Below are 23043 nucleotides of genomic sequence, written 5' to 3' on the forward strand. Positions count from 1 at the left end.
TTTATTCGTATAGCCTTTAGGTTAGCTACTTTAATGCCAATTGACCAGCGCGGGTTAGATTTTTATTTATTCTTTTTAGTGAATCCGTTAATGTATAACCTACTTAGCGTTAATATCAAAACCAAAAAGCTTGTGGCCAAATTACATTTTTACTACTCAACCATGAATGCAGGTAAAAGCACGACCTTGTTGCAATCAGATTACAACTACCGAGAACGGGGCATGAATACGCTATTGTTTGCCCCTAAATTTGATAATCGCTACGGTACGGGGAAAATCACATCTCGATTGGGGCTGTCAGCAGATGCGTTATTGTATGACCAGACAACAGATTTGTATAAGCTCATCCAGCAATCTATAAAAACACAAAAAATTCATTGTATTTTAGTTGATGAAGCACAATTTTTAACTAAAGCGCAGGTGCTGTCACTTAGCGATGTGGTCGATTACTTAAATATTCCTGTATTAGCTTATGGACTTAGAAATGATTTTCGTGCCGAAGCATTTGAAGGCAGTAAATACCTTTTAACCTGGGCAGATCAGTTGATTGAAATCAAAACCATTTGTCACTGTGGCAAAAAAGCAACCCATGTCCTTCGATTAGATGATAATGGCAAGGTTATTAAAGATGGCGCGCAAGTTGAAATCGGTGGCAATGAGCGCTATGTATCTGTTTGCCGCAAGCATTTTAAAGAGGCACAGTACGAGTAGGGCAGATGCTTTACGCCAGGCGGCTGTAACAAACTAAGGTAATTATGGTCAGCGCCCTTTTATTAAAATGCTGTCATCATTGCTTTGCAAGAATAATAGCGGCGCTGAGAATATTTATGTGACCAACCAAGCAGAATGAATAAGAAGTGCTTGAAGTAATATATAAAAATGGAAAGCGCGTAACTTCAGTAATTTATAAGATAAAACGCATTTAGACGGGTATACTTTTATAAGCTCTACTTATAGTTTTTAAAAAAATAATATATTTAACTTCGCGATGAAACTTTAGTATAGTGATAATCACAATAAAGATGATATATACCATTCGTAGATTATTTTGTGATTTTTATTCACAATACAAATTGTGATGGTATTAACAAGATTAATTATCTTTGTTATTAAAAAACTTGTTATACAAAACAGCTAAAGGAGACAATATTATGTTTAAAAACTTAGAAGGTCAAAATGTACCACAGGTTACTTTCCGTGTTATTGAAGATGGCAAATGGCATGACATATCAACCGATGATATTTTTAAAGGCCAAAACGTGATCGTATTTTCTTTACCAGGTGCGTTCACACCAACATGTTCATCTTCACATGTGCCAAGATACAACGAGTTATACCCTATTTTCAAACAACACGGTATTGATAAAATTGTTTGTTTATCGGTTAATGACACCTTTGTCATGAATGCCTGGAAAAAAGACCAGCACGCTGAAAATATCCAATTCATTCCCGATGGTAATGGCGAGTTTAGTGAGAAAATGGGACTATTGGTTGGCAAGGAAGATCTTGGGTTTGGAAAGCGCTCATGGCGTTATTCAATGCTTGTTAAAGATGGCAAAATTGACAAGATGTTTATTGAGCCAAATAAGCCAGGTGACCCATTTGAAGTCTCTGATGCCGATACGATGCTAAGCTATATTGCACCAAACAGTGTATTGCCTAAAGAGGTGACTATTTTTACAAAGCCAGGTTGTCCACACTGTGCGCGTGCTAAAGCTTTATTGCATGAAAATGCGCTTGCCTTTGAAGAAATCATTTTAGGCGAGAATGCATCTGTGCGTACATTACGCGCTGTTACCGGTCAGCAAACTGTGCCACAAATCTATATTGAAGGCCAGCATATCGGTAGCGCTGACCAATTAGAAGCCTACTTTAAACAAACAGTCGCAGTATAAATATACACACTTTACTGAATCACATGCAACCCTTGCATGTATTTGCGTAACACTTCTGGCACAACAATAGAACCGTCAGCCTGCTGATAGTTTTCAATAATTGCAACCAGTGCGCGCCCTGCTGCAACACCTGAACCATTTAATGTATGGACAAGCTCTGGTTTTTTCATCTGTTTTGATTTAAAACGTGCTTGCATTCTTCTTGCTTGGAAATCCCCACACCAACTGCATGAAGATATTTCACGATAAGTGTTTTGTGAAGGAATCCATACTTCCAAATCATAGGTTGTTCTGGCTGAAAAGCCCATATCCCCTGCACACAAATGCATAACACGATATGGCAACTCTAATTTTTGTAAAATGGTCTCAGCGTGCTGTGTCATCTCTTCTAATGCATTAAGTCCTTGTTCTGGTGCAACAATTTGCACCATTTCCACTTTTTCAAACTGATGCTGGCGAATCATGCCTCTTGTATCTTTCCCATAGGAACCCGCCTCACTTCGAAAACAAGGTGTATGCGTGGTAAAGCGCAATGGCAATTTTTCCCCTTCAATGATTTCATTGCGTACAATATTGGTTAAGGGAACCTCTGATGTCGGGATTAAACTATAATCAACCGCTGCTTGAATATGAAATAAATCTTCTGAAAACTTCGGTAGCTGGCCTGTTCCATATAAGGAATCATGATTCACCAAATAAGGCACATACATTTCCTGATAATTATGCTCATAAACATGGGTATCAAGCATAAATTGAATGAGCGCGCGATGCATTCTGGCAATCTCATTTTGCATCACCACAAAACGGCTTCCCGTAATTTTTGCGGCTACTTGAAAATCCATACCACCAAGATTTTCAGCCAAATCAACATGATCTTTAACTTCAAAATCAAACTCTTTAGGTACGCCCCAGCGGCGAATTTCGACATTATCACTTTCATCCTTGCCAGCAGGTGTATTCTCTGCTGGCAAATTAGGGATCTCAGCAATCAGTGTATTTATTTTTGCCTGAAGTCCCTTAAGTTCATTTTCTGATTCTTTAAGCTTGTCACCCAGTGCATTGACTTCTTTTAAAATAACTGAAGCATCTTCACCCTTTGCTTTTAACATGCCAATCTTTTTAGATTGTGCATTGCGCGTTGCCTGTAAAGACTGTGTTTGTTCTTGAAGCGCTTTTCTTTGCTGCTCTAGCGATTGAAAAGCTGCAACCTCTAAATCATAGCCACGAACTTTAAGCGCTTGAGCAATGTTTTCTATATCACTACGAAGTAATTTCGGGTCAATCATATTAGGCCTCTTTGTCTTTAAATGTAAAAATAGGGGTACCAGTCATCTGAGCTGGCTGTGTTACGTTCATTACTGATAAAAGTGTTGGTGCAACATCTGAGAGCCTGCCATTGTCTATGGCAACCTGTGCTGATTTCTCACCAACATATACAAATGGCACCGGATTTGTTGTATGCGCTGTATGTACTTTACCTGTCTGTGGATCAACCATTTGATCAGCATTACCATGATCTGCAGTAATAAACAAATTACCATGAACTTCGTTCACGGCTTTTTCAACCTGACCAATACAGTGATCTAATGCTTCAATTGCCTTGACAGCAGCATCATATTTGCCGGTGTGTCCCACCATGTCAGCATTGGCATAATTACAGACAATCGCATCATACTTACCAGATTTTATTGCCTGGACAAGCTTATCGGTAACCTCATAAGCGCTCATTTCAGGTTGAAGATCATACGTTGCCACCTTCGGTGATGGTACTAAAATGCGATCCTCACCCTCAAACGGTTTTTCACGTCCCCCATTAAAGAAAAAAGTGACATGTGCATATTTTTCAGTCTCAGCAATACGAAGCTGTGTTAAATGATTTAACTGCATAACCTCACCAAAAATTTGTGTGAGCTTCTCTGGCGCGTATGCTGCTGGTGCATTAATATCTGCGGCATATTGTGTCAGTGTGGCAAAATATACATGTGGGTGTTTTTGTCTTTTAAACCCTGTGAAATCCTTATCAACAAATGCATGACTCATTTGACGTGCTCGATCAGCGCGAAAATTCATAAAAATTACCGCATCACCATCATTTATGGTTACTTTTTTGCCATTTTTAACAATAACGGTGGGTTTCACAAATTCATCATTCTCATCACGCTGGTAAGCACTTTTTAACGCTTGTAATGCATCATGCGCTACAAATTCAGATTGACCACTTACCATTGCGTTATATGCACTTTCAACTCGATCCCAACGATTATCACGATCCATCGCATAATAACGACCTGAAACACTTGCGATATAACCTACTTTTAACTGGTTAAGCAATTGATCCATTGCCTCAATTGATGGTTCTGCAGATCGTGGCGGCATATCACGCCCATCTAAAAACGCATGCACATAGACTTCTTTAGCGCCTTTTTGTGCGGCTAATTTGACCATTGCCTGAATATGTGACTCATGTGAATGCACACCACCTGGTGACAAAAGCCCCATAATGTGCACCGCATTTCCTTGATTAACAGCCTTATCAACGGTGCTGCATAAAACAGGATTATCATTAAATGTATTATCTTCAATGGCTTTATCAATACGTGTAAGCTCCTGATACACAACACGTCCTGAGCCAATGTTGATATGGCCGACTTCTGAGTTACCCATCTGTGTTTTTGGCAAACCGACCATTAAACCTGAGGCATTGATTAATGTATGTGGATTATCCTGCCAGATTCGATCCCAGTTTGGTGTATTTGCATTATAAATTGCATTATTTTGTGTATTTTCATTATAACCCCAGCCATCTAAAATCAATAAAACCGTGGGCTTTTTTTGTTTGGACTGCATATGCCTCTCCAAGAAATCATAATGGGAATATTGTATTGTGAGTTAATATAAAATACCAGCATTGTGGTCGTATAGTTTTATAAAGTTTACGTTATAGCCTCTTTCTTTGCCTTAGTCACAACATTAACAGGCTGATTTCCTATAGCGCTAATTATTTACAAGCAGGATATACAGCAGAGCTTGCACGCTTATGACCTGATAGATCACAATGTGTTTGAACAGATTCAAAGCAAAACTGCCGATAAATTTTTTCTACCGCATGCGCCTGTTCAAACCCATGCTCAATAATCATAAAGCCATCTGGATGCAAATGCAATGGCGCTTTTTTAATAATCTCTTTGATATCGGCCAGACCATTTTGTGCTGAAATCAGTGCAGGCATTGGTTCATATTTTTTAACATATAGACATAAATTCACATCATTATGCTCGATATAAGGTGGATTTGAAATAATGACATCATAACGCTGATTCTGCAAATTTTCATACCAGTGGCTTTGTATAAAAGTGATATTTGCTAATCCGTAGCGTGTTGCATTGTCTTTAGCAACTGCCAAGGCTTTAGTTGAAATATCCGTTGCTGTGATTTGCCAATCAGGCTTTTCAAAAGCTAATGCTAACGCAATCGCACCACTGCCTGTCCCTAGATCTAACACAGATAATGCTTTCCTTGTTGAAAATTTCTGTAAAACCACCTCAACGATAATCTCGGTATCAGCCCTTGGAATCAAAGTTGCTTCATTGACTTTTAAGCGTAAAGACCAAAAGTCCTGCCAGCCGGTAATGTAGGCAACTGGCTTACCATGCGTACGCTGAGAAACCAGTTGTTCAAAGTCACCTTGTTGTTTCATTGTCAGCATTCTCTCTGGCCAGGTATAAAGATAACTTGTATCTACATCCAGCACAAACGCCAATAACAGCCTTGCATCCAAATCCGGGGTTTCTGATACTGCCATCAATGCCTTTTTAGCTATTGACAACGCTGCCTCGATCGTTTTAGGCATTTTCCTCTGCCATTTGTGCCAATAAATCCGCTTGATGCTCTTGCGTTAATGGCTGAATAATCGCATCAAGATCACCTTGCATCACCTCTTCTAGTTTATATAGAGTCAGGTTAATGCGATGATCGGTAACACGCCCTTGTGGGTAATTATAAGTGCGTATTCTCTCTGAACGATCCCCACTGCCAACAAGGCTTCTTCTTTGGCTGGCTTGGGCTTTTTGTTGTTTATCAATTTCAGCTTGTAACAACTTTGCCTGTAGCATCGACATCGCCTGGGCTCTGTTTTTATGTTGTGAGCGTTGATCCTGACATTCAACCACAACCCCTGTTGGAAGATGTGTGATACGGATTGCTGAATCTGTTTTATTCACATGCTGTCCACCGGCACCTGAAGCACGAAATGTATCGACTTTCAAATCAGCCGGATTAATATCAATACCTTCTACTTCATCGACCTCTGGCATGACTGCTACTGTACAGGCTGATGTATGTACACGGCCTTGTGACTCAGTTGCCGGCACGCGTTGAACGCGATGCGCACCTGATTCAAATTTTAAATGTGAATATACTGCATCACCTGAAAGCTTTGCAATAATTTCTTTAAAGCCACCATGCTCGCCTTCACTACGGCTGACCACTTCAACTTTCCACTTTTTAATCTCTGCATAGCGGCTGTACATGCGAAACAAATCTCCAGCAAAAATTGCTGCCTCATCGCCACCGGTGCCCGCACGGATTTCCAAAAATATGTTGGCATCATCATTGGGATCTTTAGGAAGCAATAACACCTCTAATTGTTGTGATAACCGTTCAATGTCTTCGTTTGCGATATCAAGCTCATCTTTTGCTAAAGCCTGCATTTCAGGATCACTTTCTTTTAGCATTTCATTGGCACTTAATTTATTTTCTTGCGCCTTCTCGTATGCTGTAAATACTTCAACGATTGGTTCTAGCTGCGCATACTCTTTTGACAGCTCACGAAATTTATTTTGGTTAGTTATAATATCGGCATCACCCAAAAGAACACCAATTTCTTCATGGCGTTCCAGAAGCTGGCGCAATTTTATTTTAATTGATTCTTTCATTTATTTTTTGTTTCCTGTTTGTAACCCAAATATTTCCTGAGCATGATCTAAAATATCATTTCGTCCTTCCACTACCGCATTTCTCAATGAAACACTCGGGGTATGCAGCCATTTGTTTTTCACACCATGCGCAAACCTTGCCAACACCATCTTAGGATCTTCACCATTTTCCAAACGGCGTAATGAACGTGTAAGCTCATCTTCAACAATTTCTTTGGCTTGAGAGCGCATCGCTTTAATCATGCTTTCAGAAACAATAGCTTTTTCCTGATTAATATATTCATTTAACCCTTTTTCAATCCACTTCTCTGCACGCAAGGCTGCTTTTTGACGCAAAATTTTGTTATTTTCAATCACACCTTGAATATCATCAACACAATAAGCGGTAATATGTGTGAGCTCATTTATCTGTGGCGCCACCGCACAAGGCACTGATAAATCGACCAAAAGACAATGCTTTTGTCGGTTTGCCAACATGTTTTTTGTAATAATTGGAGAAGTTGTATTTACCGCAGTAACAACGATATCTGCCTGTGATAAAAGCGCATCTAACGCTGTTAATGGATAGGCTTGCGCATTTTCTCTTTGTGCTAATACTTGCGCTTTTTCTAAAGTTCGATTAACAATCGATAACTTTTGCGGTGCGCACGATGATAAATGTTTGGCAACCAGTGCTGCTGTTGTGCCTGCACCAACGATGACGATGTGTTTATCCTCAAAGTGATCAAGTGTCTGCTTGGCCAATGTCATGGCTGAAAAAGCAACAGAAACAGGACACTGTCCGATATCTGTCTGGTAGCGCACACGCTTGGCAACTGAAAACACTTTCTGACACAAACGGTTTAACTCACCACCTAAACTTTTTGCTGCCATAGAAGCGGCATATGCATGCTTTAATTGCCCTAAAATTTGAGGCTCTCCTAGAACCATTGATTCCAAACCACAAGCCAAGCGCATCATATGTTGTGCAACGTGTGATTCTTGTCTAACAACCAGATAAGACTTCAAATCATAATCTTGACGCTTAGCTTGCATTTGCCACCAATGAATAACATGATCTAAATCAGTAAGCTTATCTAAAACCACATAAATTTCTGTTCGATTACATGTTGATAGAATCATTGCCTGTTTGACACCAGCTTGCGCATTTAAGCCAGCAAGATAGCGTGGGAGCAATTCACCTTCCAATGAAAACGCGCCACGTACTGCCAAGGAGGCTTTTTTGTAATCAATTGCTAATGAAATCAGCGCCATGAGTTGCCTACGAATCCTATGTAATTACTGCTTTGATCAAATTTAGTGCGTATTGTACCACAAAAAATAAAAAGGTCTATGATCAAGAAGCACTGGTCAATATTGCCTTATAAATAAACTTTCTCTAGTTTAGCCGTTTTCCGGCGAATATCTTCCGTTAAAAGGTCGGTTTGTAAAATTTCATACGCAGCACGAACACCACTTAAAAATGCACCATGCACAGTAGAAGGAAAGTAAACAGAAGTCGCTTCACCTGCAAAAAAAACCTTACTGTCAATTGCCTCGGCCAGATGCGCACGCTGTGATGCCTTTACATCAACAGGCAGATACGAATAAGAACCATAACTAAAGGGGTCCTGATGCCAACGCGTAATTCTATGGTGAACTGGAGCAGGGATATTATCACCGTACATTTGTCGTAAGGCATCGATCACCAGATCAACAAGCTCCTGGTCACTTAACCTTTCCATTGACTCTGCAAACTCTCCAGCAGTAAAAGCTGCCAGAATAGGCCGCTCAGTCATCGGATATAAGTTAATCATTTCACGCGCAATTTTATGCTGATCAGATAAACAAGCAATACTTTGTGCCTGTTTATCCCAAAACACATGATCAAACGCCAGATATATTTTATTAAGTGTCCCCATCTGAAGCGCATGTAAAGCCTCGCGTTTTAGCCTTGGTAAATAAGGCTCAAAACCAATATCACCCCTTTTTAGTACACCTAAGGGCACACTTACAAGCACATAACTTGCACTATACTGCTGATCTTGTGTAATGACCTTTGCCATATCAGCACTGTATTCGATCTGCTGAACCACTTGGTTTAGTAAAATATCAACACCTTGTGCTAAAACATAGGCAATCTGGCCATAACCTTTTGGGAATAAGCGGTCATGCCCGGCAAAGTCATGGTCCGCATGATAGCTTTCTGCGGATAAATCATCTGCCTCTACAGCAAACTCATATAAAAAAATCGTATCAACCAAGTAATCAATATGCTGTTGATATTTTTCTGCTTTATCACCATAAAGAATCATAAAACAGCGCTTTAAATCAGAAATAGATTTTAAATGCAAATCATCCTCTGATTGTACTGAGCTTAAGTAATCAAGAAAATCCGCCATCACACTGGCAATCTCAAGTTTTGCTTCGTGCGTTAGCCGTGTGAAATTCTCATCAAAAATTGTGCGATGTAATATGTTATCCGGAGATGGCCCACACATTTGTGAGCGCTGTGTTGCAATATCATGCTTTGTTGCCAAACGCGTAATGGGGTTTTCTTCAACACCATGAATCCAGGAAGCACCAAGATCAACAGTCGCACCAGCAAAATGCTCACTGACAACACGCCCGCCAATATAGTCCCGCGCTTCTAAAACCAGCACATCAAAACCGTTTAATATTAAATTTCTGGCTGCTGCAAGCCCTGAAACCCCCGCACCGATTATGATCACATCATACGATCGCACAATTATCTATCCTTTGTTATAAACTCGAGTTTAAGTTTACACATAAATTAGGGATTAGGCAGTATTTTTTAACAAAATCAACCAAGCTTTAAAACGTAGTTTGCAATGCGTTGGCCAAATAGCTCTGCTGTTTTTTTATCACCAATTGGTGGTGTGACATCGGGTGTATTATTTTCTGATTGGGTCATAAGCCCTAATGACGCACCCATTCGATTAAGTGCCTTTACATGGCCACTGCTACTTTCATATTGCCCTGATGTATTTTCAACACCCAGTGATAACCATATCATCCCCTGCTGGCAGGCAAAAGTGCAAAGCTGCATTAATACATTAAATTTATCGCCACTTAAAGATCCTGAGTTGGTAAATCCAGCCGCCAATTTATCTTTCCACGCCTGCTTCAGCCACACTTTTGAAGCATCATCCATAAATTTTTTAAACTGATAAGGCACAGAACCCATATATGTAGGCGCACCAAACACAATTGCTTCATAATCATTTAATGCATCAACATCTTTAATTTCATCAACGCTTAACAGACTGGCATAAACCTCTTTAACGCGCTCAATGCCAATTTTAATGTGCTCAGCAACCTTTTTGGTATGACCATAGCCACTGAAATAAACAATCGCAACATTTCTCATACGAAAATGATACTTATTCTTATCCAATCTGCATATTCTACCATGCCCGCAGGCACACCGCGATTGGTTTTTATCATCATGCTTGCTAGAATTGTCTTTTGATTTGTTACAAGAACATAAGGGGGTCATGATGAGATTGTTTTTATCGTTTATCTATACATTATTTTTACTGCTACTACTGCCAACGACAAGCTTTTCAAAGGCAGCTTCACTTTGTTTAAGCCAGAATCACTGCTTTTTATTTTACCCTGATACAATGAAGCTTACCTATGATAGGAAAGTCTTATCCAATGCGCAAACAGCCAAGACAGTATCAAAACTTAAGCAAACATCAACTTCTATCAGTTTTGTTCGCGATAAAACCCTGGTAAATGTGCAGGTAAATCATCAACAGTTAAACGTACAATTTACTTACCAAGACAACCTGGAGGTTATTTTCCCAGTGATTGGGCAAAGCATTCAATCGTTTGTACTACCGATTATGGGGCAAGGAAAATTCATCCCATCTGATAATAAACCCTGGTTAGATTATTTAACCAAAACAGTTGGAAAATCCGGTAAAACACAAGCTTCTGAAGGACTATCCATGCCCTTTGTCGGCGGTATTTTTGGCCGTTTTGCTGCTGTGTATATTTTACATAACTATTTCAACAGTCAGTATTGGTTTGAAAATCACAACAATCGCCTGACCCTTTATTTTATGCATCAATGGAATACATTAAATAAAGATCAAAGTGTATCCTATGATTTTTTTATTACAAAACCGACGATTACCGATATTGCTAAAACGTATAAACAGCAAATAAGCGATTATGTCACACTTGAACAAAAAGCCAAAAGTGTCCCTGATATTAATAAGCTTATTGGTGCACCATTTATCTACCTTTGGGGGGATGAGCTTATTGGCGAGAAAAATATCCAATGGCATGCTTTGCAAAAATTTATTCGACAACAACTTGCCAGCAAAAATGACAATGCCGTTCAATATTTTGCCAAGCTTGGTAAAGAGAAATATCACAATACAGTTTTGCAACAAATAGCAAAACAGAAATCGTTATCTGTATGGGATAAGGCAAATTTTGAAAACCTGATGATTGACCTTGTGCAAGATAACAAGCTCTATAACAAAGATGTATTTAATCAAATCAAACTCAATACAACGGCAAAGCAGCTACTGCAGAAAAAAGATCAAGACCTTAATACACAACAAACCATTACGCTTAATAAAGCACTGATTCAATCTGTCTTTTCAGATGATATCTCCCCAGTTGCACAATGGGGAAATGGTGTATCTTTATGGATGCTTAACGAGCTTCAATCCATCGGTTTAAAGCACGCCTGGCTTGGTTTGGATGACCGTTTACTTGGCAGTTTGCATCAAAATGTTATCAAGCAGGCTGTAAAAGATGGCTACCTTATTGCCCCTTATGACTCTTACAGTTCAATTCAGTTAAAACAGTCATGGTCAACCGCTCATTTCCAAAATAATGATAATCTATACCAAAAATACACGATTCAAAAACAAAATGGCAGTCATCTTTCTGGGTTTTTAAATCGTGGCAGAGTATTAAACTCAAGCTTTTCTATGCCAGAGGTAAAATATCGCCTCAAACAAACCATTGTTGATGATAATATCCCTTTTAATTCCTGGTTCTTTGACACCGATGGCACCGGAATGCTTTATCATGATTTCTCACCATCACACCCAATGACAAAAGCCCAAGATGCACAAAACCGCTTAAAACGGATGGCCTATGCAGCGAATACTTATCACCTGGTTGTCGGCACTGAAAATGGGGATGCTTATAGCGCGCCTGTTATTGCTTATGGACATGGCAATGTCACAGCAGGTATTTGGGATAAGGATATGCGTCAAAACAAAAAATCCCGCTTTTACATGGGTGCATACTATGCACCACTAGGGATTCCGCCAAGATATGCTAAACCAACACCATTAAAGCCAATAATTGAAACAATACACTTTTCACCACAATATAGCATTCCACTTTACCAATTAGTATTTCATAATAGTGTGATCGTCAGTGACCACTGGGAATATGGCACATTTAAGTTTCCACAGGAGATTACCAACAATATTATCAAAACCTTTTTATATGATTATCCGCCTTTACTTCATTTAGATCGAGACTATTGGATCAAGCATAAAAAAGTATTGTCAACGTACCTTACTCAATGGCAAAAATTTTCCCTGCAGCTTAGCAACACAGATATGACGGACTTCACATGGTTAAATAATAACAAATTACTACAACAAACTACTTTTAGTAACGGGATAAAGGTGATTGCCAATTTTGCCAATCAACAAGCCTTAATAATACACAACAAAACAAAAATCACCTTACCTGCAAAATCATTAATCGCCTTTGAAAACGATAAGCGCATTTTTTTACTTGATACCAACAAGCTTCCTGCTTTTTCCACCACATAGCCCGAGTGTTTTGTAAAAGAATCATACACACTAACTTGCCAATTTAGCGCTAATAAGTCTATTAAGGCTCACACCTTGCTCAGCTGCTTTTATGGCTAAGCTTCGATGTACTTCCGGTGGAACTCTAACCATAAAAGCACCACTGTAATTTTTATCTGCAAGTGGTAGTGGAATTTTTTCATTACTTGTCTGCATATCGATTAATGTGCTATGAACAACTTCTCTAATGCCTTTAAGTGCTAGCTCTGGTGATTTATCAAGCCAGGAAAGCGATGGAAATTCCGCACATAAACCAACATATTCACTATCTTCAGCAGACCAAGTTACACGATAAGTATAATGATCCGTATTCATTTTCTGCGCTCCTCTAGTTTTTTAATTGCCAATAAAAACTGTTTCACCTGGTAGGGCTTTGCTTTACCATTATCATTTTGAATATTAATTCTGGGGTCCCCAGCCCAGGGTGTTTTAAAGATCATATGGCTACTGCCGGATTGTCTAGGCTCACCAAAATATTCTTTACAAGCTTTTACCAAGTCACTAAAACGTATGTTGGCAGGGTTCTCTTTCATCTTCTTAATTATTTTATTTGCCGCCATCACTATACGCTTCACCTTACTCATATAGTATCAATAATAATACTATTTTATAAATATTGCAATCATGGAAAAAACGACAATGTCGCAGTGTTACATTATTACTTTACTTTTTACTACTAACCACCTACCATATGGCCGTTTCAAATAAAAAGCGCATTTTTTATGAATCATGATAAACCACAACATTTACGTACCGTAAAAAGCTTTGTCAAACGCGCAGGAAGAGTGACAAAGCGTCAAAAGCATGCGCTGGAAAATTTTGCAGAATTATATACCATACCTTACCAGCCATCACTTATCGACTTGTCTCAACATTTTCCAAAAAGCCAGCCACTTATTGTGGAAATTGGTTTTGGCATGGGAGACAGTCTGGTTGAAATGGCAAAGACATTACCAGAGAAAAATTTTATTGGTATTGAAATTCACGAACCTGGTATTGGTAATATATTGGATAGGATTCATCATGATACACTTACAAACTTAAAAATTATGACATATGATGCTGTTGAGGTATTTAAGCGCTGTATTACTAATGATGCGTTAGATGGCATTCAAATCTTCTTTCCCGACCCTTGGCATAAAAAACGCCATCATAAGCGCCGGCTTGTGAATAAAGATTTTACTGAGTTGATGGTGAGTAGACTCAAACAAAATGGTTTTATCCACTTTGCATCAGACTGGCAGGAATATGCCGAAGAAGTCCTTGTGCTATTTGAACAAAATGATCAATTGCAAAATAAATTTGAAGGCTTTGCACCACGGCCTGAAACCAGGCCGCTAACGAAGTTTGAAAAACGTGGCCATGCTCTCAAGCATGGCGTTTGGGATATTATTTTTACGAAAAAGTTCTAAAAGCTAATAAGAAAAAAGTGATAAATTAATAATCACCTCCCTAATATGATGCTACTTTTTCTTATTAACTGCTTCTTTTAGGACTTTCCCTGGTGAAAACTTCACGACGTTAGAAGCTTTGATTTTTATCTTCTGTCCAGTTTGCGGGTTGTGTCCTTCACGTGCAGCACGATGCCCAACGCTAAATGAACCATAGCCGACAAAGCTGACTTTATTGCCTTTGGATAAAATATCCTCCAGCGAGTCGAAAATGGCATTTAATGCGCGGGCAGAATCTGCCTTTGTCAGACCTGACTTTTCCTTGACCAATGTCAAGAATTCATCTTTGCTATACGACTTTACTTGTTTTGACATTTGCATTGACTCCTTGTGAGTTGTGTTGATCCTCGTAATAAAACATAGTGCGCATTTTCAAGAATAGCAACCTAAAACTGCTGTTTTATATAATATTTTTACGATAACAAGCCTATTTTGTGTTATTTTAGTCTTATTATTACTTTTTTAACGGTCAAACAACCATGATACAGCCTAAGCCAAGCCTTATTACAGAAGCGTCTATTTTTGGCAAAATGTCCGTGATGACACAAGCACATAATGCCATCAATTTCACACAAGGTGCACCTGATTTTAAAACCCCTGACTGGCTTATTGATCGATTACACTATTATACGCAAAAAGGTTTTAATAAATACTCACCCATTCCGGGAACTCCTGAGCTTCGCCAGGCTATTGCTGAAAAAGTAAAGCAATGTTACGATGTCTCTATCAACCCGGATGATCGTGTTATGATTAGCGCAGGCGCGATTGAGTCAATATTTTCCCTGATGATGGCGTATGTTGGCCAAGGCGATGAAGTGATTTATTTTGACCCGGCATTTGATGCCTATCCTTGCATTGTCTCAATGATTCAAGGTGTCAGCAGGCGCCTGAATTTAAAACAAGATGGGCAAATTGATCTTGAAGCACTGGCAAATGCGATTAATGATAAAACAAAACTGATTATTCTTAACTCACCTCACAACCCCATGGGCAGTGTTATCTCGCTTGAGCAATACAAAGAAATTGCAAAATTGATTCAAGGCAAAGATATTTTATTATTAAGTGATGAGGTTTATGAGCATATATATGCCGCAGATAGCTTCACCAGTGCAATACAAATTCCACAATTACATGATCAGCTTATTGTTGTACAATCACTAGGCAAAACTTATAATCTTACCGGCTGGCGACTGGGCGCCTGCATTGCACCTAAGAAGTTGCTTCCTAATTTATTAGCGGTGAAACAGTTTACAACCTTTTCAGCGCCAATGCCGATGCAGCTTGCCCTGGCCGATGGTATTAACAAACACCCAGAATACTGGCAGGATTTACCTGCACTTTACCAAAATCAACATAGAAAGCTTGCGAAATTATTGGAAAAAAGCCGATTTACACTTTTGCCCTGGCATGGCTCCCCTTTTCAAATTTTGGATTATCGTGCTATTTCTGATCAGGATGATTTCAGCTTCTGCCAGGATTTAATTATGCGCCATGGCATTGGGCTTGTGCCAATATCAAGCCTTTATGAAACACCACAACAAGGCCTTGTAAGACTTTGCTTTGCCAAATACGATGATGTGTTAAACAAAGGAGCCGAAATCCTATGTCAAATTTAACAGTGGCGGTCATCCAAAGCGATATTGCCTGGGAAGACCCAACGGCAAACTATCATCATTTTGATAATATCATCAGGCAAATCCATGATCAAGTTGATTTAATTATTCTGCCTGAAATGTTTAATGTCGGTTTTAGTCCAAACATCGAGCATGCCTTGAGTAACCAGGGAAATGTTATTGAGTGGATGTATAAGCATGCAAAGCAAAAACATGCTGCGATTACTGGCAGTGTTATGGTGCTGAATAACGAGAATAAACCAGTTAACCGACTGATATTTGTAACCGCTGAAAAGAAAGTATACACATATGATAAACGGCATTTATTTGTATTATCTGATGAAGCCCATATTTTAGCTGCCGGTGATAAACGCGTTATCATTGAATATAAAGGCTTTAACATTCTGCCTTCTATCTGTTTTGATCTGCGATTTCCCGTGTTTAACTGTAATAATAATGATTATGATTTATTGATTAACATTGCCAGCTGGCCTGCTAAGCGTCGCGATCACTGGCGTACTTTGCTTAAGGCGCGTGCCATTGAAAACCAGGCCTATGTTGTGGGTTGCAATCGTATTGGCACTGACGGCCTTGGTATTGATTATACAGGTGACAGCCTTTGTATTAATTTCGATGGGACCATCGTGCAGCAGATTGATCAAAACACACCAGGTGTACTTGTCCATCAATTTGATAAAAAAGCGCTCATACAATATCGCCAAAGCTTTCAAATGTTGGCTTCCCAAGATAATTTTTCTTTACATATAAATAAATAACAGGCTTGACTTTGTTATTAGTATTAGGCTCAAATAGACTTATGGAGATATAAATACGTTCTAAAATAGAACAACAAAGGAGTACTATTTTGTCTAAAACACTATTTGTTCATAATCATGCACTTTTTAAAAATCATCTTAATTTTTCAGGCTCACCCGAAAAAAAAGCACGTCTTGATATCGTTGAAAAAGCGATGAAAAAAGCACAAAAAGATGGTTTTATTGATATCCATGAATTAACTTTAAATACAACGATACATCAATTTGATCCCTTACTTTCTCAAGCACACCCTTTATCCCACATCAAAGAAATACAGCAATCCACCAAGGCGCAATCGGCCATTTATCCAATTGATGCAATAACACAGACACTCCACAGCATTCTTGATGAAGGCTGTCGCTATCAAACTGCCTTTTGTGCCACACGCCCACCTGGACATCACAGCTATAAAGGTGGCGTAAATATTGAAGATCAACGAGAAGGTGGCATTGACTGTGGTGAAGGCTATTGCTATTACAATAATGCAGCAATTGCGGCTCTTTATGCCCACCAGCACTTTAATAAAAAACACATCATGATCATTGATTTTGATTATCATCATGGCAATGGCACACAAAATATCTTCTTTAGCGCACAAGATATCAAAGACAACAGATTTACCGCGCGCTTTCATGACCCTTTAATTTATTTTATTTCCTCTCACAATGCGGATAATTATCCTTATACCCCCTCAGATAATGGCATGCCATGCAATCTTGGTACCTTAAAAGGAAAAGCAAATAATACCGCAAGCTATATCGATAATATCCATTTACCACAGATGCGTTTTACCGATCAAAACTTCTTACATGCCTTTAAATTTTCTTTAGATCAGGCCTTTAGCTGTTTTCATCCTGATTTAATTATTCTATCAGCCGGCTTTGATGCAAGACACATGGATCCCATTGCGCGCTTCTTGCCAGGTGAAGGCCTCACAGATAAAGCCTATTTTGATTTAACGTTAATGATTAAACAACAAGCATATCAACAACAAAAAAACGCCCCCATACCAATTATTTCTATATTAGAAGGTGGATATAATGTTGAAGGTGATGGGTTTTCACAAGCACTTTATGAACACCTAAAAGCACTAAGCCAACCTTTAACACCACAGCAATTTCTATCTGAACAATCTAATCACAACACCGAATTAACTGCGCCATAGAAAACATTGGACACAATGATAGCATATAAAAACACACCAACGCCATTAGCGTATTTATCTTGTTTATATATACCCATCGTAAATCATTTTGCGGTGTTCAGTGCCGAAGAAGTTTTTGATCGTTTTGAGCGATTGGATTGCAGGTAATAACATGGACTATTGGCAAAATCACATCGCTCAAAAATGCAAGAAATTCGATGACAGAAATACTGTAAAATGGTTTGTGATGGGTATATCACTAAGGATTTTAATATGAAATCACCAATAACGCTAACCAAATTTATTGGCTGCATACTACTTATCGTCAGCTGTATGATTGGCGCTGGCATTTTAGCCTTGCCTATTCTTGCAACACAACTTGGATTAATCCTCACCTCTGGGATTATCATTTTGTTCTACATACTCATGTGTATCTCTGGACTTTTAACCCTTGAAGTCAGTGTAAAGCTACCTGCTTTTCGCAATCATTTCTCTTCTGTTGCTTATCATGCATTTGGTCGATCTGGTAAATATATTACAGTTATTGCCTTTGGCATTGCCATATACAGCTCTATTGCCGCCTATATCGCGGCAAGCCCGCAGTTATTAATCAGCTTAATAAAGCCTTATACTTCGATAAAACTCTCTGCCACACAAATCAGCTTTCTTTTCACTTTTATTTTAGGCAGCATTGTTGTAATGGGTATGAAACATGCCGAACGGATCAACCGCTTAATCATGCTTGTAAAGCTTGGCTCTCTCATTATCGTTATTACATTATTAAGCCATTATATTTCACTAAAAAGCTTTACATCAAATCTCCAGATATCATTACTACCCCAAGGTGTTTTAGTGGTTGCATTAGCTTTTTGCTATCAACTTTTGGTCCCTTCTCTGGTTAACTATGTTGGGAAGAATAATCTTAAAACATTAAAGAAGATTATTATCATTGCTACAACGATTACCTGCCTTATTTATTTGCTTTGGGCAGCGACTATTGTTGGATTTATCAACTCAGCTGCTATCGGAAAGGTACCAATTCATAATCTGTCTGAGCTAATCAATGTGATCAATCAAACGCCAAATGCAGCCTTTGCTTCGATACTGATTCAAGCATTTCTCGATGTTACCTTATTTGCTTCTTTTCTTGCCGTATCTATCGCCTTTACGGATTTTTGGGTCGATTGTTTTGAGCTAGACTGGAAATTAAAAGGACGCATCATTGCCGGATTAATTGCATTTATCCCACCTTATTTGGCGGTGATTTTCTATAAAGGCCTGTTTATCAATGCACTTTCCATATCCGGCTATTTCGGTTTACTCTATGCGCTTTTCTTACCCGCATTTGCAGCGTTTAAAACCTATACACCAAACGTGGAGAACCTTACTGGAATTGCAGGTGGCAGAAAAACACGGGCCATCATCACTTTAATAAGTCTTATCATTATTATTGGCTTATTGCTCGGGCTTTTTCTTATGTAAAGTTTAGCCCAATTTTTCTATGGTATTTTCTAGAAGCTTATAATGTGTTTCAAAATGCTCAGGCGTAAACTCATTTGTTTTTAGCAGGTGTTTTAAATTTCCTTTAAAGGCAAGAAATAACAGTGCCTGTGCCATTAAGGACTGTGTGGTTAGAACGTAGTAAATATCACTTTTCCCTGGCATGATTTTCTCTAAACAATGCTTGATTGTAGATAATACATTCCCACTAAAATTCTCATAAAGATAGCCAAAAGCCTGGCTTGGGTTATTTTGCTCTCGGATCATAATCAGTGCAAATTGGCGAATTTCATCCCCCATGGATGCTTGTGCAAGTTGGGCTAAAAATGATAATAACAAGGCTTTAGCCGCCTTTTGATCCGCATAACCAAGCTCATTTTTTACCTGCATTTGCATGCCAGTAATCTGTTGTTTAAATTTTTCGACCATTGATTGAATTAAAGCCTGATACAAACCTTCTTTCCCATCAAAATAGTAACTGATCGCTGCAATATTAACACCTGCTTCAGATGCAATCATTCGCGTGGTTGTTGCTGAGTAACCAAACTCAGAAAATGTTAATAATGCTGCTTTTAGTAATTTTTCTTTTACAATTTCTCGTGCCATAAATAATCCATGTTCCTTTCTAGTAGCACAAGCTTAGCAATATTTCCTGCTAATGTCACATAGCAATATTATTCGTTTGTTAAAATAGCTTCTATTACACTCGTAGAAGGTCTACCACTAAAAATATATACCACTTCAATTATTGATAAATCTTACATTTTAATTAATTGATTAATTTGTTGGTATTTTGTTATAATGCACACCCAAAGCATAATATACCACTTGTGAATCATTTTACGGAATTTATCTGCCGGGCAATAAATCTGATAAAGTAATTTATGGGGAATGTATAAGAATTCTGTTAACACGGGATTTAGAAATAACTATACCCATCGTAAATCATTTTGCGATGTTCGGCGTCGAAGAAGTTTTTGATCGTTTTGAGCGATTGAATTGCAGGTAATAGCAAGGACTATTGGCAAAATCACATCGCTCAAAAATGCAAGAAATTCGATGACAGAAATACTGTAAAATGGTTTGTGATGGGTATACACTACTTAAAATGCATATAAACTGAAAAGGAATATAAAATGAAAAAAACGATTTATTCATTACTCTCTGTTACAAGCTTGATCTCCACAAGCGCATATGCTGCAAACACTTATTCTGATTTACCGAAACGTACAGGATTTTTTGCCGCACCTGCTTTTGGCTTGATGTTTAATAATGGTACAGGTTATCGCGACACGCCTGAGGCAACTTTAAGCATTGGTTACAGTTTCACCCCTTATTTCGCCTTAAAGGGTGGTGGAATTTTCTTTATTGGCAGAAGCAAAGGAAATGAGGCGAATAAATTCAGCACCTACACGCGCATTGATGCCGTTTTCTCACTGCCAAACTCAACAAAATTCACCCCTTATATCCTAGGTGGCATTGGCGCATTGTCCATCAACAATACCGAAGCGGCACCTAATATTGGTGCCGGTGTTGCCTATACCGTTTCACGTAATTACGCGATTACCTTTAACTATCGCAGTATCTTCCCTTATAAGACCCATGGTGTGATGAATACATTTGATATTGGGTTTATCCATTATTTTTAAACCCGTTTCATGCTCACAATTGCCATACTTTCATAAAAGCTGCTAGGTCAGGCTCTATGAACCACTATTCACAGCATTAGTAAATGGTTTTGCGAGTGCTTTTCACCAAGCTTAAGCCTTACGTTATTAACCTCATTCCAGCACAAATAGTTTTAATCGATTATTACGGAGCATCAAAAAAAACAGATTCAAAATTATGGCGCTTAGTATCTACTAATAACCTGTGTTTGTAAAGAATCTGAAATTTCTTTTACTCCACTGTTGCCCTGTATTAACAAGCCGTTACTCTGGCCTGTAGTTTCTGTCATATAGGCTAAATCATAATCTATCGGAAATATTCTGTTATTGATAACAACCACATTATCCGTGTGAGCATCCCCTATATACATACTAAGCTTTGACATTTCTTCTGAAAAAGCGCTTAACATCTCATCTGAAATAACTGATCTTTTGACTGAAAAAGCACGAAGATTTGGGGTTACTAACACCTCTATTTCCTTCTCCCCATTCAAAAGTTTTCTCACTGTTGCTGTGGCATATACCATACCTTGACCATCATAAGCCTGACTAAAGTAATAGTTCCAAAATGCAGCGGCACGATGCGGATTTAAAACATAATTTTGATAAACATTAGCGTTAGGCTCTGCAAGATAACGCTCAACAATACCTCGCTTGTAAAATTTGTTTTTATATAAATAAACCTCCCCAAATGCGCCATTTGTAAAAGACTCACCATTTGACTTAACTTCTTGCCAATTTGATGGAATAGTATCTAGCTCAACATCTTCTTCAATCCAGCGTGTATTGTTTGCCACACGCTGGTATTGTTTATATCCCGCAAAACCTAAATCTCCTACACCTACCGCAAAAGACATAATACCCAACGCCATAGAAGCTGTATTAAGTCCTTGAGCTACCTTCTTTGAACCAATATGCCCATCACTTAACCCTTGTGCAACTATCCCTAAACCACCTGAACCTATCCCTGCTGCCTCACCTATAATTAATGGCATGGTTAGCTCAGGTGCTACAGCGATAGAAGCAGCACTTACAGCAATACCAACACCGTTTAATATATAATTTCCCGCACTTGAGCCAAAAAACTCACCTATCGCATTATGCCCACTGGGATCATAACTCATTACAGGATTGCCATCGGCATAGTTATAACGATTAATTAAATCAAAGCTATCCTGGGCGATAAAGCGTTGAGCATTGGGATTATAATACCTTGCACCTTGATAGTTTAATCCGGTTTCAAAGTCATGGTAACCCGCGCCAAATATATATGGGTTTTGCTCAAAGTCAAAACCGTTATCTGTTGTACTTTGCGTATCATCATTACTATCGATTAGTTGCCCATAATCGTCAATATGATAACTTGTGGTTTGCGTAATACCATTTTTTAACGCAATACTGGCTGGGTGATTATGTCTAATGCCTAAGCTTTCTGTTAACTGGCTGTTATTCGTATTTTGCAGATCTTTAATAAACCTGCTACCTGCAAAATAGCTGCTTATCTTTGTTTGAACTTGATCTATCGTCAAGGCTTCATTTAACAGCTTGCCATTTTGACCATAATAAAAATCAACTGATTGACCATTAACCTCATCCACTTTAGCTGCTCTGTGACCATCAGCATAATACTGATAAGTATAGGTTTTATCGTTTACAGCATCTGTCGCAAATACCAGCTGATTTAAGCTGTTGTAGCCATAGTGATATTGTGCCATTTCGTTTTTATCTGTTTGAGTTAAATTACCATTACTATCATAATGATAAACATAACTTGTCACTGTTGTTTGCGTGATGGAAAATGCGCTGACTAACTGCCAAAAAAGTAGTTGTATTAAAAAAGTCAACACCCCAAAGATCATTGGCTTTAATCGTTTATTTCGCATAAATCCACCCCATCTTGCTTGTTTTTAAACATCAGCGTTCATCGCCACGGCAATAACCTATCTCTATAATTATGCCACTGTAAAAGCCTACCCAAATTAAAAGGCCAACTTATGGTTTTGCCATTACTTTTTAGGCAACTTGCGACAGCCACACAGGTTTCACCAAGTAAGGATAATAAAGTTTTGCACAAGAACAGCTCTACCCAGCTCTATGGAACGGCTCCAAGTAATAGTGATATAAATAATTAATCTTGGCTTGCAGTTTATAATAAAAGGCTACAA

General features: G+C 38.5%; 21 protein-coding genes. 9 read left to right on the plus strand and 12 right to left on the minus strand.

Annotated features, from left to right (window positions below; translation table 11 throughout):
• The first annotated feature begins 33 nt into the window (after nucleotides 1–33).
• The gene (locus DNK84_RS02975) at nucleotides 34–711 is read left to right on the plus strand and encodes a thymidine kinase (protein WP_235826808.1); all 678 of its coding nucleotides are present in this window, start codon (nucleotides 34–36) and stop codon (nucleotides 709–711) included.
• Nucleotides 712–1151: 440 nt separating this feature from the next.
• Nucleotides 1152–1895, plus strand: coding sequence for a glutathione peroxidase (locus tag DNK84_RS02980; protein ID WP_119343088.1), 744 nt, complete (start codon nucleotides 1152–1154; stop codon nucleotides 1893–1895).
• A gap of 11 nt (nucleotides 1896–1906) precedes the next feature.
• On the opposite strand, the gene serS is transcribed toward DNK84_RS02980, so the two are convergent.
• From serS to DNK84_RS03015, 7 genes are all read right to left on the minus strand, one after another.
• The gene (gene serS, locus DNK84_RS02985) at nucleotides 1907–3181 is read right to left on the minus strand and encodes a serine--tRNA ligase (RefSeq protein ID WP_119343089.1); all 1275 of its coding nucleotides are present in this window, start codon (nucleotides 3179–3181) and stop codon (nucleotides 1907–1909) included.
• Nucleotide 3182: 1 nt separating this feature from the next.
• Complete coding sequence (gene gpmI, locus DNK84_RS02990; protein WP_119343090.1) at nucleotides 3183–4742, minus strand: 2,3-bisphosphoglycerate-independent phosphoglycerate mutase; 1560 nt, start codon at nucleotides 4740–4742, stop codon at nucleotides 3183–3185.
• Nucleotides 4743–4893: 151 nt separating this feature from the next.
• Nucleotides 4894–5745 (minus strand): peptide chain release factor N(5)-glutamine methyltransferase, encoded by an 852-nt coding sequence (prmC, locus tag DNK84_RS02995; RefSeq protein WP_119343091.1) that lies wholly within the window; start codon nucleotides 5743–5745, stop codon nucleotides 4894–4896.
• Nucleotides 5738–6829, minus strand: coding sequence for a peptide chain release factor 1 (prfA, locus tag DNK84_RS03000; RefSeq protein ID WP_119343092.1), 1092 nt, complete (start codon nucleotides 6827–6829; stop codon nucleotides 5738–5740). Before prfA ends, prmC begins: the two co-directional genes overlap by 8 nt.
• Nucleotides 6830–8083, minus strand: coding sequence for a glutamyl-tRNA reductase (gene hemA / locus DNK84_RS03005; RefSeq protein WP_119343093.1), 1254 nt, complete (start codon nucleotides 8081–8083; stop codon nucleotides 6830–6832).
• A gap of 107 nt (nucleotides 8084–8190) precedes the next feature.
• Nucleotides 8191–9555 (minus strand): flavin monoamine oxidase family protein, encoded by a 1365-nt coding sequence (locus DNK84_RS03010; RefSeq protein ID WP_162902176.1) that lies wholly within the window; start codon nucleotides 9553–9555, stop codon nucleotides 8191–8193.
• A gap of 77 nt (nucleotides 9556–9632) precedes the next feature.
• The gene (locus DNK84_RS03015; protein WP_119343095.1) at nucleotides 9633–10199 is read right to left on the minus strand and encodes a flavodoxin family protein; all 567 of its coding nucleotides are present in this window, start codon (nucleotides 10197–10199) and stop codon (nucleotides 9633–9635) included.
• A gap of 130 nt (nucleotides 10200–10329) precedes the next feature.
• Between DNK84_RS03015 and DNK84_RS03020 the strand changes: the two genes are divergently transcribed.
• A complete protein-coding gene (locus tag DNK84_RS03020) occupies nucleotides 10330–12648 on the plus strand; it encodes a glycoside hydrolase (RefSeq protein WP_119343096.1) in 2319 nt (772 codons plus the stop codon).
• 30 nt (nucleotides 12649–12678) lie between these two features.
• Here DNK84_RS03020 and DNK84_RS03025 read toward each other — a convergent pair whose 3' ends face one another.
• Both DNK84_RS03025 and DNK84_RS03030 read right to left on the minus strand, forming a co-directional pair.
• Nucleotides 12679–13002, minus strand: a complete 324-nt coding sequence (locus tag DNK84_RS03025) for a type II toxin-antitoxin system HicB family antitoxin (RefSeq protein ID WP_119343097.1) — start codon at nucleotides 13000–13002, stop codon at nucleotides 12679–12681.
• Nucleotides 12999–13271, minus strand: a complete 273-nt coding sequence (locus DNK84_RS03030) for a hypothetical protein (RefSeq protein WP_208123243.1) — start codon at nucleotides 13269–13271, stop codon at nucleotides 12999–13001. Before DNK84_RS03030 ends, DNK84_RS03025 begins: the two co-directional genes overlap by 4 nt.
• A 138-nt stretch (nucleotides 13272–13409) precedes the next feature.
• On the opposite strand from DNK84_RS03030, the gene trmB reads away from it, so the two are divergent.
• Nucleotides 13410–14099 (plus strand): tRNA (guanosine(46)-N7)-methyltransferase TrmB, encoded by a 690-nt coding sequence (gene trmB / locus DNK84_RS03035; RefSeq protein WP_119343099.1) that lies wholly within the window; start codon nucleotides 13410–13412, stop codon nucleotides 14097–14099.
• A 51-nt stretch (nucleotides 14100–14150) separates the two neighbouring features.
• On the opposite strand, the gene DNK84_RS03040 is transcribed toward trmB, so the two are convergent.
• Nucleotides 14151–14453, minus strand: coding sequence for an HU family DNA-binding protein (locus tag DNK84_RS03040; RefSeq protein WP_119343100.1), 303 nt, complete (start codon nucleotides 14451–14453; stop codon nucleotides 14151–14153).
• A 164-nt stretch (nucleotides 14454–14617) separates the two neighbouring features.
• Between DNK84_RS03040 and DNK84_RS03045 the strand changes: the two genes are divergently transcribed.
• The 4 genes from DNK84_RS03045 (at nucleotide 14618) to DNK84_RS03060 (ending at nucleotide 19193) form a co-directional block, all read left to right on the plus strand.
• On the plus strand, nucleotides 14618–15754 hold the full coding sequence (locus DNK84_RS03045; RefSeq protein WP_119343101.1) for an aminotransferase class I/II-fold pyridoxal phosphate-dependent enzyme: 1137 nt from the start codon (nucleotides 14618–14620) through the stop codon (nucleotides 15752–15754).
• A complete protein-coding gene (locus DNK84_RS03050; protein ID WP_119343102.1) occupies nucleotides 15742–16527 on the plus strand; it encodes an amidohydrolase in 786 nt (261 codons plus the stop codon). Before DNK84_RS03045 ends, DNK84_RS03050 begins: the two co-directional genes overlap by 13 nt.
• A gap of 89 nt (nucleotides 16528–16616) precedes the next feature.
• The gene (locus tag DNK84_RS03055) at nucleotides 16617–17732 is read left to right on the plus strand and encodes a histone deacetylase family protein (RefSeq protein WP_119343103.1); all 1116 of its coding nucleotides are present in this window, start codon (nucleotides 16617–16619) and stop codon (nucleotides 17730–17732) included.
• Nucleotides 17733–17984: 252 nt separating this feature from the next.
• Entirely contained in the window at nucleotides 17985–19193 is a 1209-nt protein-coding gene (locus tag DNK84_RS03060; protein ID WP_162902177.1) for an aromatic amino acid transport family protein, read from the plus strand.
• Nucleotides 19194–19196: 3 nt separating this feature from the next.
• Here DNK84_RS03060 and DNK84_RS03065 read toward each other — a convergent pair whose 3' ends face one another.
• Nucleotides 19197–19817 (minus strand): CerR family C-terminal domain-containing protein, encoded by a 621-nt coding sequence (locus DNK84_RS03065; RefSeq protein WP_119343105.1) that lies wholly within the window; start codon nucleotides 19815–19817, stop codon nucleotides 19197–19199.
• 530 nt (nucleotides 19818–20347) lie between these two features.
• On the opposite strand from DNK84_RS03065, the gene DNK84_RS03070 reads away from it, so the two are divergent.
• Nucleotides 20348–20860: an outer membrane beta-barrel protein gene (locus DNK84_RS03070; protein WP_119343106.1), complete on the plus strand. Its 513-nt coding sequence runs from the start codon at nucleotides 20348–20350 to the stop codon at nucleotides 20858–20860.
• 203 nt (nucleotides 20861–21063) lie between these two features.
• On the opposite strand, the gene DNK84_RS03075 is transcribed toward DNK84_RS03070, so the two are convergent.
• Nucleotides 21064–22761 carry an RHS repeat domain-containing protein gene (locus tag DNK84_RS03075; protein WP_119343107.1) on the minus strand — a complete coding sequence of 566 codons (1698 nt, stop codon included), beginning with the start codon at nucleotides 22759–22761 and terminating at the stop codon, nucleotides 21064–21066.
• Nucleotides 22762–23043: the final 282 nt, after the last annotated feature.

This window comes from Facilibium subflavum (genome assembly GCF_003574485.1).
In the GTDB taxonomy this organism is placed as follows: Bacteria; Pseudomonadota; Gammaproteobacteria; order Francisellales; family Francisellaceae; genus Facilibium; species Facilibium subflavum.

Bases quoted from the DNA above. Each gene is read 5' to 3' on its own strand.
- DNK84_RS03025 (WP_119343097.1), bottom strand. From the start codon at position 13,002: ATGAATACGGATCATTATACTTATCGTGTAACTTGGTCTGCTGAAGAT.
- DNK84_RS03040 (WP_119343100.1), bottom strand. From the start codon at position 14,453: ATGTCAAAACAAGTAAAGTCGTATAGCAAAGATGAATTCTTGACATTG.
- DNK84_RS03020 (WP_119343096.1), top strand. From the start codon at position 10,330: ATGAGATTGTTTTTATCGTTTATCTATACATTATTTTTACTGCTACTA.
- DNK84_RS02980 (WP_119343088.1), top strand. From the start codon at position 1,152: ATGTTTAAAAACTTAGAAGGTCAAAATGTACCACAGGTTACTTTCCGT.
- DNK84_RS03060 (WP_162902177.1), top strand. From the start codon at position 17,985: ATGAAATCACCAATAACGCTAACCAAATTTATTGGCTGCATACTACTT.
- DNK84_RS03075 (WP_119343107.1), bottom strand. From the start codon at position 22,761: ATGCGAAATAAACGATTAAAGCCAATGATCTTTGGGGTGTTGACTTTT.
- gpmI (WP_119343090.1), bottom strand. From the start codon at position 4,742: ATGCAGTCCAAACAAAAAAAGCCCACGGTTTTATTGATTTTAGATGGC.
- DNK84_RS02975 (WP_235826808.1), top strand. From the start codon at position 34: ATGCCAATTGACCAGCGCGGGTTAGATTTTTATTTATTCTTTTTAGTG.
- DNK84_RS03030 (WP_208123243.1), bottom strand. From the start codon at position 13,271: ATGAGTAAGGTGAAGCGTATAGTGATGGCGGCAAATAAAATAATTAAG.
- hemA (WP_119343093.1), bottom strand. From the start codon at position 8,083: ATGGCGCTGATTTCATTAGCAATTGATTACAAAAAAGCCTCCTTGGCA.
- prmC (WP_119343091.1), bottom strand. From the start codon at position 5,745: ATGCCTAAAACGATCGAGGCAGCGTTGTCAATAGCTAAAAAGGCATTG.
- serS (WP_119343089.1), bottom strand. From the start codon at position 3,181: ATGATTGACCCGAAATTACTTCGTAGTGATATAGAAAACATTGCTCAA.
- DNK84_RS03050 (WP_119343102.1), top strand. From the start codon at position 15,742: ATGTCAAATTTAACAGTGGCGGTCATCCAAAGCGATATTGCCTGGGAA.
- prfA (WP_119343092.1), bottom strand. From the start codon at position 6,829: ATGAAAGAATCAATTAAAATAAAATTGCGCCAGCTTCTGGAACGCCAT.
- DNK84_RS03015 (WP_119343095.1), bottom strand. From the start codon at position 10,199: ATGAGAAATGTTGCGATTGTTTATTTCAGTGGCTATGGTCATACCAAA.
- DNK84_RS03065 (WP_119343105.1), bottom strand. From the start codon at position 19,817: ATGGCACGAGAAATTGTAAAAGAAAAATTACTAAAAGCAGCATTATTA.
- DNK84_RS03045 (WP_119343101.1), top strand. From the start codon at position 14,618: ATGATACAGCCTAAGCCAAGCCTTATTACAGAAGCGTCTATTTTTGGC.
- DNK84_RS03070 (WP_119343106.1), top strand. From the start codon at position 20,348: ATGAAAAAAACGATTTATTCATTACTCTCTGTTACAAGCTTGATCTCC.
- trmB (WP_119343099.1), top strand. From the start codon at position 13,410: ATGAATCATGATAAACCACAACATTTACGTACCGTAAAAAGCTTTGTC.